Raw genomic sequence first — 12377 nt, 5'->3', positions numbered from 1 at the left:
GGCGCTCGCCCTCCGGCTCTGACCGCGCGCCGACCGACAGTTCGCGACGGATCACCTCAAGCGACGCGACAGGGCACTGAGACAGGGCCGAGACAAGCCGACGTGACAGGCCGGAGCGCAGCCCGCTGGATCACGCGCCGTGCGCGTCCTGTTCGTCGATGTCCGCGATCTCGGCGTCGTCGGGCTTGAACGTCAGCGAGAACATGGCGATCGCGACGAGGACGACGATGAACGCCACTCCGAACGAGATGAGCGCGACGACCGCCTCACGCGTGGACAGCAGCACGACGAGGCCGACGAAGGCGGACATCACCGCGGAGAAGCCGATCAGTTCGAGCGGGCGGAGGCGGTCCTTCCGGCTCGGCTGGAACGTACGCGGCGTGAACTCGCCGGGGTCGCGCTCGGCCCCGGAGGCGGGGTCAGGCTGTTGGCCTTCGGCGGTCATCGGTCTCCTCCGGAGGTCGGTGTCGTGGGGCCGACGGGGTCGTGTCCGGTGGCGGCAGCTGTGGCCCACTTGAGCGAGAACGCCGCGATCGCGAGGTACACCGTGAGCATCACGGCGTAAGCGCCGAGGAGACCGACGGTGACCACGGGGTGCGGCGGAAGGAGTCCGAAGGCGGCGCCGAGCAGCATGGTGCCGATGCCGACGATCACAGCGTCGCGTCCGACGAGACCCTGGCTACGGCGTCCGCTCGAGAACTCGAGGAAGCCGGAGAGCAGCGCCCAGCCGGCGACGAGGGCGACAAAAGAGAGCAGGTTCGCCACGGGGAGCGCGAGGAACGCGGCGACACCGGCCAGCAGGGTGAGTACCGCGGAGGCGACGGCGAGCGGGCGGGCACGACCACTCCAGCGGCGCAGCCCGAGGGCGAGCGAGACCGCGCCGGTCACTACCGCGAAGCCGCCGAAGACGGCCAGACCGAAGGCGGGCCCGTGGTCGGACGAGAACGTGACGACGCACCCGGCGACCGCAGCGATCACGGCGCGCGCGAGGGGCAGGGTCCACAGGCGGCGGTCGGAGTCGGCGGCGATGGCCACAGTCGAGCCTCTCTGGGATGGAGGAAGAAGGCGTCCGGGAACGAACGGCACAGCGCACGACGGCACGGCGCCGCGGACGTCAGCGATTTTACGCTCCCCCGGCCCCGCCCCACCCCGAAGAGGGGCGACGGGCGGGATCCGGGGTGAAGTCGCAGGCGGCTCAGCCGAGCCAGACCTCCTCGACGCGCGGGAACACGGCGTCGGCCGAGAAGCGCTCGCGGAAGCGCGCTCCAGCCTTCTCGACGACTTCGGCGCGGGCATCAGCGTCCGTGATCAGCTCGTTCAGCGCAGCGGCTAGGCCGTCCACGTCGCCGGGTGCGACGACCCGCCCGCAGCCGTCGCCGAGGACCTCGGGGATGCCGCCGACCGCGGTCGAGACGACGGCCGCATCGCGGGCGAGGGCCTCGAGGATGAAGATCGGCATCGCCTCATCGCGCGAGGGCAGCACAGCGATCGAGGCCTCGTCGAGCAGCGCGAGGAGGCGGGCGTTCTCGAGCGAGCCGAGGAACTCGATCCCCGGGACGCTCCGGTCGACGACCTCGGGCTCGCGGATCGGACCGGCGACCAGCAGGCGCCAGCCCTCGACGCCCTGAAGCTTCGCCCACGCCTGCTGCAGGACGTCGACGCCCTTGCGGTGGCTGACGACGCCGCCGAAGACGACGGTGCGGGTCTTCTCGCGCGGCGTGCCCTGCTCGAGTGCGTTGGGCACGAGGTGCACGCGATCGGCGGAGACGTAGCGGCGGCAGATCGCCGAGGTCTCCTCCGAGAGCGAGATGATCTCGTCGGCGCTGCGCAGCACGTCCTTCACCAGCCGCGGGTGCGCCGCGGTGAAGGCGGCGAACTCGCTGCCGTGCAGGTGGGCGACCGTGCGCAGGCCGAGGCGGTGCGCCAGGCGCAGGAGCGATCCCTCGCGCAGGAACGAGCCGCGCTCCGAGAGGTGCACGACGATCACACTGCCGGGCTCGCGGCGCGAGAGTGCGACGATGCGGGCCGCAGCGCCGGCGGCCAAGCGGGCCGCGGCGACATGCTCGCCCGGTGCCGTGCGTGAGGAGATGACCCGGACGTCCGAGCGGGCGAACGGCCAGCGCAGGTACCCGTTGACGACCTGCGTCATCCCTCCGGGGACCTCGCCGCTGCGGCCGACGTGGTAGATCGCCGTTTTCGGGCCCGCAGGGGCGGCCGGACGGCTGCGCGGCGGCACCGCAAGCAACGCCTGGATGTCGTCGCGGACACCGCGGAGTCGGCTCCGTGCGACGAGCAGCTTCTCGAGCAGCTCACCGCGGCGAGCGAGGACGGCGGAGAAGGTCCCGACGCCCGCCGCGGGGGTCGTCCGCGACATGTCGACCGTGATGTCGTGGATATCGATCGTCTCGAAGTGGCGCGAGGCCTTGGTGGACCCGTCCATCTGCAGGCTCACCGGGGCCGCGCCCTCGGTGAACGCCATGATGATCACGTGCAGCCGGTCGCTCATCGCGATCCTGGTCCGCTGGTAGAGATCGCGCAGCAGGATCTCGTGCTCGTCGTGGGTGTGCGCCGGATCCCAGTCGAGGATCCCGGCGTCGAGGTCAGCGGCGAGTCGGCGGGAGCGCTCGGCGTCGACGGCGACCTGGGTCACGACGACGATGTCGAGGTCCTCGCGCTCGGCGAAGCCCTTGATCGCGGCCAGCCACTCCTGCTCGGGGTAGGGCCGCGCATCCACCTCGTGATCCTCGCGGAGAGAGAGGACGAGCACACGCCGCTCCTCGTCGGGCTGCACGGCGAAGGCGCGCAGCTCCTCATCGCTCGCACCCTCGCCGTAGCCGAGGTCCGGCATTGCGGCGCCGACGCGCATGTAGGCGGCCGTCTTGTCGTCGCGCCAGCGGGTGTAGCTGGAGAGCGCCATCGAGGGCCACATGATCGCGCGCGGCAGCGGAGCGAAGTTGCGGGCGCCCACACCGGCGCGGATCACGCGGCCGCCGCCCAGACGCACCAGGGCGATGCCCGGGAGCATCACGAGGTGCTCCTTCATCCCGATCAGAGTCAGCTGGATCTCTCCCGGCTTGAACACCGAGTTCGCCCGGCCGGCCAGAGCCTCGCGGGCGAGCGCCGCGTACCAGCGCAGAAGCGAGCGGTAGACGGTGTCATCGGGTCCGAGACGCAGGCCGTCGTCGTAGCCCCACGGCGAGTGGCCAACGTAGACGTGCAGCGGTCCGGATGTGCGGAGCCAGTCGAGGAGCTGGCGGCGGAGGATGATATCGCCGATGTTCTCGTACTGGCCGCGGCCGACGGCGAAGATCGATCGAGCAGGTGTCACGGGCGGGCCTTTCGGAGGGGTTCGCGTGGGAGCGGGCTCAAGGCCGATGACGCTCTCGGCAGACTACCGTAGGCAGACTCAGCTTTTGGAAGCCTCAGCAGCTGTTGGTGACGAGGAAAGCCTTGAGGAATCCACCGGTCTGATAGAAGTACTGGCTGACGAGGTAATCGAGCCCCATCGGCTCTCCGGAGGGCACCATCGAGAGGTCGCCGGAATAGCAGCGCTGGAGGATCATCTCCGCGCGGACGAGATGGGGGGAGTTGGTGATCACGATGACGTGATCCCACCCGTATTCGTCGGCCATGTCGCGCAGCTGCCGAGCCTCCCCCTGAGTCGTGAGCGGATCGGCCGAATAGCAGAGCACGTCGCCGCCCGGCTCGTTGCACTTCTTATACTTTTTCTCCTCGTAGGGCGCATCCATTTCGCCGGGGCCGACCGAGAGCACCATCGTGTCGGTCGCTCCGGAGGTGATGATCCGCCGGGCGAACTCGACGCGCGCCCTCGTGGAGGGGCCGAGCACGAACACCGCGTCGGCCTGCTTCGGGATCGGATCCATCGGCGGCGTGACGTAGAGCGGGATGCCCGCGCCGAAGAGGGCGAGCACGACGAGGGGCACGAGCAGGAGACGGGCAATCACGGCGCGGGCGCGACGGCGGCGCGGCCGCTCCGGGGAGGGCGGGGTCGACGGGAGGTCGCTGGTCGTTGCCGTGTCCATCGCGTCCTCCCTCTCGTTGGGATTGCCACTCGCCCGCGGCGGCGGAGCCGTGAAGCGAAGGCGACTGCATTCACTGCTGGACAGCCCATCATCGCAGTGTTTCGGAGCGAGGTCGGACGTATGAACACCCGATGTCTCTTCCCGCTCAGCGGCTCGACACAGGGTCCCGCTCAGAGCCGACGGGTAGGGTCGCCGTTCCTCGATTGACAAGCACTCCCCCTCGTCCATCCCACAAACGAGCCTTGCCGGAGTCTTCTCCTGATCCGATCCCCTCTGTCCAGTCCATCGTCGGCATCGCTTGTGATCGTCGCGCTTACGCATTTATCCGGTGATTCGGCGGACCTTCAGCCTATATACCGCTACCCGCCCCATCACCACGCCCGAATGGGGGACCAAGAAATGAATCCACCTCATTCGATCATTGTCCGCACGGCCCCTATATAACGTCTGGAGAGCCAGCACCACCCCCTTGAGCAGCCCCTCTGGCCCCCTCTCGCCCCCTCCCCCGCACGCCCCCTCGATGACCCGGAGTCGATCGTGAACTTTCCGACAACGCAAGACCCAATCCGTCCTCGACGAGGACGCGCACGGCTCACCCTCACCACTGCTTTGACCATCGCTCTCGGCATCCTGGTCGCCCCTCTCACGGCTCCCGCCGCCTCCGCAGCCACCCTGGACCCGGGGGCCGGACAGAGCACTCGCATTGAGGAGAACAACTCCTCACTCGCTTACAGCGGCTCCTGGCGCACGATGTCCGGCGGCGACAGCGGCGGCGGAATCAAGTTCCTCAATAGCACCGGCTCCGTTTCGTTCAGCTTCCGCGGCACCGGCTTCAGCTGGATCAGCCGTACCACCGCCTCCGCCGGAATCGCCACCGTCACCGTCGACGGCGCGAGCACCTCGGTCGACCGGTACACCACAACCACCGCCTACCAAGTCCCGGTGTTCTCGAAGAAGGGCCTCACCGACACGATCCACACCGTCAAGATCGCGTGGAGCGGGCGGGCGAACAGCGCCGCGGATGACAAGAACCTGGTCATCGATGCGTTCGACATCACCCGCTCGACCGGCTCCGTCGAGCAGCCGGCCAGCGAGACCGGCGGCGGCGACGGACCCGTGCTCGACCCCTCCGGCGCCACCAGCCTCACCGTGCAGGAGACGGACCCCGCGCTGGACTACACGGGATCGTGGAAGTCGATGGCCGGCGGCGACAGCGGCGGCGGGATCAAATACCTGACCTCGGCCGGCTCAGTGTCCTTCACCTTCATCGGCACGTCGTGGCGCTGGATCAGCCGCAAGACCTCCTCCTCGGGGATCGCCGCGATCTCGGTCGACGGCGGCCCCGTCACGAGGGTCGACCGCTACAGCTCCACCGCGCAGTACCAGGTGCCGGTTTATGAGACGACCGATCTCTCCGCGGGCACGCACACCGTGACCATCTCGTACACCGGGACGAAGAACGCGAAATCGACCGACAGGAACCTGATCATCGACGCGTTCGTGCTCGCCGAGGACGGCCTGGCGACGACCGCGGTGGAGCTCTCCCCCCTGACCGACGGCTACACGGTGGCCTGGGACGCACCCTTCAGCCCGAGAGTCGTCTCCTACGACGTGCACCGCGCCAACGGCGACGGCTCCGGCGACACGGTCCTCAGCACGGTCACCACTCCGATGCGCCAGTACCGTGACGAGACCGCCGCCGTCGGCCGCACCTACACCTACTCCATCACGGCCACGGACGACGCCGGGCGCCAGTCGCGACTGAAGGAGACGGCGACCACCACCACCGATCTCCTCGACTCCCGCGCCTCGCTGCTGGCCGCCTTCAACTGCCCTGCCGCCACCAAGACGGTGTCGACCTCGGCGCAGCTTGTGGCGGCACTGAGCAACCCGTCCTCCGGGGAGGTCATCCGCCTCGCCGATGGCTGGTACACCGGGAAGTTCGCCCTCCGAGGCACAGCCGCCCAGCCCGGCTCGATCTGGATCTGCGGCTCTCCCAACGCCGTCCTCTCCTCGGGATCGACCTCCAGCGGCACCGCGCTCATCCTCAACACGGTGAAAGACGTGCACCTGGTGGGCTTCTCGGTCCGCAGTTCCTTCCAGGGCGTCCAGGTCCTCGCCAGCAAGGGCGTTTACATGGCCGGCCTGACCGTGACCGACATCGGCTACGAAGCGGTTCACTTCCGCAACCAGACCACCGATTCGCTGATCGTGGGCAGCACCATCCGCCGCACCGGCCTCGTCGCCGCCAAGTTCGGCGAGGGCGTCTACATCGGCACCTCCGACCGCAACTGGTGCGAGTACAACGGCTGCGACCCGGACCGCACGGCCCGCATCGCCGTGGTCGACAATTCGATCAGCGACACCGGCGCGGAGCCGATCGAGGCGAAGGAGGGCACCCTCGACGGGAACATCGTGGGCAACACGGTCCTCGGAGGCTCGCGGCTCTCCCCGGAGATCGTCTCGATGATCCTCGTCTCTGGGAACGGCTGGCTCGCCGCCGGCAACTCCGCCTCCGGCACCACCACCTACGGCTACCAGGTGATCACCCGCGCCGATGGCTCGGGCAATGACAACACGATCAGCGGCAACCTCGCGCTGAAGACCACGGACGCCGTGGTCTACCTGCACCAGCCGTCGAACTGGCCGACCAGCGGCAACTCGCTGAGCTGCTCCAACTCGGGGAAGGACCTGATCGGGAACATGGCCTGCACGCCGTGACCTGACCTGCCTCCGGAAGCCGGAGCCGCCGCCGTCGTTGACTCGACGGCGGCGGTTCCGCGTTCCGTGGCCTGCGACTTACGACGCGTACGTGTCAGGCGAGGCCGCTCAGACCCAGCCCTCCTACAGGGCGAACGGCGAGCAGGAGAAATGCGGTCCCTGCTCATCGTCGTGGCCATCTCGAGCCGAATCGGCCTGAGTAGACCTGCCGTTCCCAGCTCACGTTAAACAACCTACGGGCCAGTGGCGAACGGCAGGGATGCATTGGCTACCAGCTGGACGACAATGACAATTACCGCCCCCAAATGGGAATAGCCCAGAAACAAGCCCCAACGGGCCAGCCTCAGTGTCCTGTCGTCGCCCGGATCACGTCGACGGCACGCAAGGTGCCCCAAGACGATTGCAGGAATGTTGAGCAAGAAGAACCCGCACCATACGGAATAACGGGCGAGGTCCGAGGCGGGCCAGCGAAACTTGCCAGCAGCCGGTGAAGTCGTCGTTGCATCCATACGCCAACCCCCTGTCTCATCCACAGCACCCCGAAGTACGAACCCCACACGTACCATTGCAAGCGGTATTATTCAGGGTGAAGCACCCGAAAGCGCCAGTCACCGCAACTCCCGGAGTCAGCCAGGCCGTTCCACCAGCTACAGCATCATCGAGATCAGGAAGGATAATCCCACCAGATGGATGATCACTGCGCTCCTCGGCAACTTTTCGTGACTCGAAGCGCTTCTCCGGGTCTTTCCAGAATGTCAGCAGATTCTTCTCACTCATGCCTTCCTCCTTCATAAAGGGATAATTGCTCACTCAGCTCGACAGTAGCATTTTACAACTCAGCTGCGGAAAATAGACCGATACACGCCCTCCGTATTCACCAGATCGTCGTGGACACCTTCCTGCACGACGCAACCACCGTCTAGTACGAAGATTCTGTCGGCGTTGACTACCGAAGACAACCGGTGCGAAATGACCACCCGCGTACACTTCATGTGGTCGAGCGCCGCCTCCACGCGCCTTTCGGTTTCGAGGTCCAAGTGGCTTGTCGCTTCATCGAGCAACAGCAATTGAGGTCTACCCAGTAGGGCGCGGGCCAGCGCAAGCCGCTGTGCTTGACCACCAGAGAGTCCCGCTCCACCCTCGCCGACAGGTGTGTCGAATCCGAGCGGCATCGCCCGAATGTCCTCGTACAACTGAGCTTGCGAGCAAGCCTCGACGAGATCTTCATGCGAGTACTGATCCCGACCCATACGAACGTTCTCGCCGATAGAACCCGCGATCGAGCACAGGACGGCGCTTCGTTCGCGGTACGAGTCAACACCGACCGTTGGCCGACGCCGCCTTTGGGCCGACGCACCTTGTGAAGGCTTCCACTAGTTGCTGAGGCGAACTGATATTCCTACTGATGTAGGTCAGGGAGGGTTATTCAGGGCACACGATCAGCGCCTTGAAGTTCGGCGCGGATCACAAATCTCGTAGTGAATCAGCACGGCTCTGGATGGGCCTCTGGGCTTCGTAGCTTCTACGATTGTTGCGGCATGGTCGGCATGTAGCAGGTTGCGGCTATTGTGCATGCTTCGCGCAGCGGCGTGAACGGTGAGGTTCCACCGTCACGGTCAGCCTGAAGACAGTGAGCTTTCGTTCATCGACAGCGCTTGGCTTGCGGATAGTTCACGCGTGACGCGTCGAGGGCTATTTGGGCCCTGCCGGATCGCGATGATATGCCTGATAGCTGCCGATCCCCAGACTATGTAGCGTCTGCTCTGAGTAACCCTGTTGACATTCGGTCGCAGAGTTCTCTGAACAACTCAGCGGAGACTTGGCCTCCCGCTCGCCTGAACTTCGAGCCTACGACGACCGACCAGCGGCGACCGCGATGTGACCGGTATGGCATGAAGGGAATTCGAGGGCTCAACCGAGTGCCTCTCATAAGGAGACATGCAGCTCCGGCTTACCTGGACGACATGCAAACTGGCTCTAGTGACAGGCTGCGCCCGAGCATGTATAGGCTGGTGTCGTGGATGCGCAGTCGACCGGGTTCGTGCCCCATCGGTTGTCTGAGCTGAATCCATTGCAACATCCGGCCGTATCGAGCGCTTCCGTTCTGCCACCGACAAAGCCGCCGAGCAGGTGCTCGTCTATCTCGGCCATCCCGACGGGATGGTCGCCTGCGTCACAAGCCTTAAGTCCCAGGACGTGACATCTCTCAGGATCCTTCCATATAATTTCCCACTTGCTCATTTTCATCACTCCCTCAGTGACAGCATCCGTTTGTTCCGAATGCGGCGCATGATCCGTTACAGACTGTGTTGCCCACCGTCCAGCACCCGACGACACCAGTGATAGAAGGTACTGGCGTCACTGACACCGTGCCTCCGAACGCTTCATCGAGTTCGAGATCGGTGAGCAGCGTTACCCCAGAGGGATGCGATGAAAAATCTCGATCGTTCGATCGAGTAAACCGATATTCTGGATCCTTCCAAAAGATTTCCTCAGTCATCGATGTCTCTCCCTTTCTGCGATTCTCCTCGTCTGACATGACCACTTACCGCGGGTTCGAAATATTCCATCGCTATGGGTATTACCGCCTCCTGACATTGTCAGCGGCGGCCTTGTTCCGACAAGCTAGATTCAAGTGCCGGGCTCGTCAACTGAGACTTTTCACATGTTGTCTGATTGCGCGCGAATCGCTAAAACAGCAGCGATCCCGCGTGCTTGGAGGGAACCTGCGGGCTGGCGCGGAACGGAGGTCGCAGCGGCGCGGCTCACCTTCCCATAGCGCGAGCCTTCCGCACTTCCGGTGTCCCGTCACTCGCTGTCACCGTCCAGAGCCCAGCAGTCTGCGGCAAAGATCAGCAACGGAGTTTCTCGTCGGTGATGGGAGTTCCAGGAACGTCCGGTCTTTCGCCGCCTCTACGAGGAGGCTCACGGTCCTCACTCTTTCCACTAGCCTGTCCTCGTGGTGCCGCCCTCGTTCAGCGAATGGTCGCGCCGAGGCGACGTCGACCGCCCGTAGGAACACGACGTCCCACGGATCGCGCCGGGATGTCGCGGAGTTCTCTCAACAGCGGCGCTCGAAGGTCGAGCAGTCGCACCGGGAGAAGATTATCCGGAGCATCTCGGGGACTCAGATCGAGATGAGATTGACAGAGGAGTTCGAGCCATGCAGCGGCGGATCCGGACATGACGTCGGCGCGCCATCCCGCCGTGACAGTATCGGCTCACATACTGCTCTGGGCCGTGTGCCTCGCCGTATGGGGGTTGAGCAGCCTCCTTTTCATCGACACCGTCTTTCGCTGGCAGCGGTGCGGGTCCGTCTTCGCCGATGACGTGGCGGTGGATCTCGCCGCCTCATCGCTTCTCTCGGCCTGCGCAGCGTTACGCTGGCACTTCTGGGTGCGCAGCTTCGTGCCGCCCACCTACTACGCGATCCAGATGCTCATCCTTCTCTCGCTCGTTGATGGTGCAGGCAAACTTGGGATGTTCGCAATGCTCCTCAGTGATCCGATGATCGACCCCGTCGCGGAGTTCTGGGCTTCCTGCGGAATTACGAGCTTCGTCGCGCTCTCGCGGGTCTCGATCATCTTCCTGCCGCTACTCTCCGCGGCATTAGGAGCGGTGGTGTACGCGAAACCACACCGGGCGCGTCTGCTCCTCATTATCAACGGAGTGTTCCTCGCGGCGGCGCCCCTCCTCGTCGCGATTGTCGCTCCCTAAGCCGAGACGGACGGAGAGACGCGGCGGATGTGCTCTCTCCTCGCACTGTCGGGCCCTGCGCCTCGCCGGGCGGGACGGGACTGCGTACGCTCGGGGGCGCGTCCGGCCTCCGTGCGATGTGCAGGAGATTCATCTGGGAGAGCGCTTTCCTACGCTTCCGATGCGCCACTCCAGTCGAATCCCATGCATATCGCACGCCATCCTGTAGACCGCACGCAACCTTGCAGATCGAACCCGTTCCTACACACCGCACGCAGTCCTGCACAGCGCACGTAGTCCTGCACAGCGCACGTAGCTGCCCGGTTCGGGCCGTCTCGGCAGGACTTCGGTGCGATCTGCAGGGGATTATTGCGGGAGAGCGCGATCACGCGCATACGTGGAGCTGGGCCGATCGGATCTCCTGCAAATCGGACGTCAGCCTGCAAAGCGGACGCGGGCCTGCAAATCGGACGCGGGCCTGCAAATCGGACGTCAGCCTGCAAAGCGCACGCGGGTCGGCACGGCAGGGCGCCGACCCGCAAGCGCGTCACACGATCGCGGGCGCCTTCTGCAGCTTGTGGCGGGCCAGGAGGACGGCACCGACCACGGGGGTACCGGCCGTCTCGATCCAGTGCACGTCGGCGGCGGCCTGGGGAGCGTCGACCTTGCCCTCGATCAGGACGAGAACGGCGCCGTCGGCCACGCCGCGGAAGGTCGGCGACTGCTCGGTCGAGCCGAGGGTGCCGGTGACGACCAGAACGATGTCGTAGACCTTCTCCAGCTCCTCGACGAGCGAGCGGAGGGCGTCCGTCGCCATCGGGGTGCCCGCTTGGGCGCTGCCCGCGGGGAGCAGGTCGACTCGGTCGCTCGAACGCTTCACGATCGCGTCGTCGAGCGAAGCGGCTCCGGAGAGCACCTCGCGCAGGCCGGGGCGTCCGCCCGACGCGGAGGCGAGCGCCGAGCCCTCGGCGGTGCCGTCCACGATCACGACGGAGGAGCCGAGGACGGCGAGCGCCTTCGCCAGCAGCACCGCGCTGGTCGTGTGCGGGGTGTTCGCGGAAGCCGGGGCGACCGCGAACGAGGAGAACGAGCGGGTGCGGGCGATGGCGGAAAGCTCGAACGCGACGGCCGAGTAGCGGGCCGGAATGTCGCTCGAGTTCAGCAGCTCGTCGAGCTTCGTGGACTTCGCCGGGACGATCCCCAGCAGGGGGCGGTCCAGGGAGGAGCGCACGTCGTCGCCGCTGCGGATGCGGCGGTCGAGGGCGGTCAGCACGATCGCCACGCCGACGCCGACCACGGCGCCGCCGAGGAGGCCGAGCGCGAGCAGCACGAGCAGACCACCGGTGACGGGCAGCTTCGGCGGGATCGCCTGGCTGAGGACCTCGAGCTGGATCTGCGGGACGGCCACGCCGGTCGCCGTGGTCGTCGGGTCGGTGCCCTGCACGGCGGCGTCGAGCTGCGCGGCGACGGCGTTCGCGATGGTCGCGGCCTGCTCGGGCGAGGGGTCGGTCGCCGAGATCGTGATGACCACCGACTCCGGCTCGGAGAGGACGGAGACGCGCTTGGAGAAGTCCTCGATGGTCTCATCGAGCCCGAGGCCGTCGATGACGCCCTGGAGGACGGTGTCCGAGGTGCCCAGGGCGACGAAGGTCACCGTGGCCTGCGCGGCGGCGCTGTTCGCGGCCACGCGGTCCGAGGTGGAGAGGACGCCGGTCGAGGAGACCGCGACGTAGACGCGTGCGTCCGCCTTGTACTGCGGCAGCAGCACGGCGTTGAGTACCAGTGCCGCCACGGCGCCGAGCACAGCGAAGGCGACGATGTAGACCCACCTCCGGCCGATGCCGGCGAACAATCCGTTCAAGGTCATGGTTTCTGGTGTCCCTTTCGTCGCCTGCACCGGAGCGCAGGGGGTCTGTC

At 66.2% G+C, this 12377-nt stretch carries 10 protein-coding genes; 2 read left to right on the top strand and 8 right to left on the bottom strand.

All coding sequences use genetic code 11. From position 1 onward, the window contains the following. Positions 1-130 precede the first annotated feature (130 nt). From A6122_RS17190 to A6122_RS01350, 4 genes are all read right to left on the bottom strand, one after another. Positions 131-445 carry a hypothetical protein gene (locus A6122_RS17190; protein ID WP_237358215.1) on the bottom strand — a complete coding sequence of 105 codons (315 nt, stop codon included), beginning with the start codon at positions 443-445 and terminating at the stop codon, positions 131-133. After that, positions 442-1035, bottom strand: a complete 594-nt coding sequence (locus A6122_RS01360; protein ID WP_068250690.1) for a DUF308 domain-containing protein — start codon at positions 1033-1035, stop codon at positions 442-444. Before A6122_RS01360 ends, A6122_RS17190 begins: the two co-directional genes overlap by 4 nt. A gap of 160 nt (positions 1036-1195) precedes the next feature. Next, positions 1196-3328 carry a glycosyltransferase family 4 protein gene (locus tag A6122_RS01355; protein ID WP_068250687.1) on the bottom strand — a complete coding sequence of 711 codons (2133 nt, stop codon included), beginning with the start codon at positions 3326-3328 and terminating at the stop codon, positions 1196-1198. A 94-nt stretch (positions 3329-3422) separates the two neighbouring features. Further along, positions 3423-4043 (bottom strand): YdcF family protein, encoded by a 621-nt coding sequence (locus A6122_RS01350; RefSeq protein WP_068250684.1) that lies wholly within the window; start codon positions 4041-4043, stop codon positions 3423-3425. A gap of 609 nt (positions 4044-4652) precedes the next feature. Between A6122_RS01350 and A6122_RS01345 the strand changes: the two genes are divergently transcribed. Next, positions 4653-6764, top strand: a complete 2112-nt coding sequence (locus A6122_RS01345) for a hypothetical protein (RefSeq protein WP_068250682.1) — start codon at positions 4653-4655, stop codon at positions 6762-6764. Between the two features lie 525 nt (positions 6765-7289). Here A6122_RS01345 and A6122_RS16275 read toward each other — a convergent pair. The 3 genes from A6122_RS16275 to A6122_RS17645 all read right to left on the bottom strand — a co-directional run bounded on the left by A6122_RS16275 (position 7290) and on the right by A6122_RS17645 (position 9264). Beyond that, positions 7290-7541, bottom strand: coding sequence for a hypothetical protein (locus A6122_RS16275; RefSeq protein WP_146076742.1), 252 nt, complete (start codon positions 7539-7541; stop codon positions 7290-7292). A 59-nt stretch (positions 7542-7600) separates the two neighbouring features. Further along, positions 7601-8014, bottom strand: a complete 414-nt coding sequence (locus A6122_RS01340) for an ATP-binding cassette domain-containing protein (protein ID WP_068250679.1) — start codon at positions 8012-8014, stop codon at positions 7601-7603. 1004 nt (positions 8015-9018) lie between these two features. Then, positions 9019-9264, bottom strand: coding sequence for a mersacidin/lichenicidin family type 2 lantibiotic (locus tag A6122_RS17645; protein WP_167542329.1), 246 nt, complete (start codon positions 9262-9264; stop codon positions 9019-9021). A 683-nt stretch (positions 9265-9947) separates the two neighbouring features. On the opposite strand from A6122_RS17645, the gene A6122_RS01335 reads away from it, so the two are divergent. Then, on the top strand, positions 9948-10481 hold the full coding sequence (locus tag A6122_RS01335; RefSeq protein WP_068250676.1) for a hypothetical protein: 534 nt from the start codon (positions 9948-9950) through the stop codon (positions 10479-10481). A 526-nt stretch (positions 10482-11007) separates the two neighbouring features. On the opposite strand, the gene A6122_RS01330 is transcribed toward A6122_RS01335, so the two are convergent. Further along, a complete protein-coding gene (locus A6122_RS01330; RefSeq protein WP_068250674.1) occupies positions 11008-12327 on the bottom strand; it encodes a Wzz/FepE/Etk N-terminal domain-containing protein in 1320 nt (439 codons plus the stop codon). Positions 12328-12377 lie beyond the last annotated feature (50 nt).

The organism is Rathayibacter tritici, from assembly GCF_001641005.1.
Lineage (GTDB): Bacteria > Actinomycetota > Actinomycetes > Actinomycetales > Microbacteriaceae > Rathayibacter > Rathayibacter tritici.
This window is presented reverse-complemented; position numbering and strand designations above follow the sequence as displayed.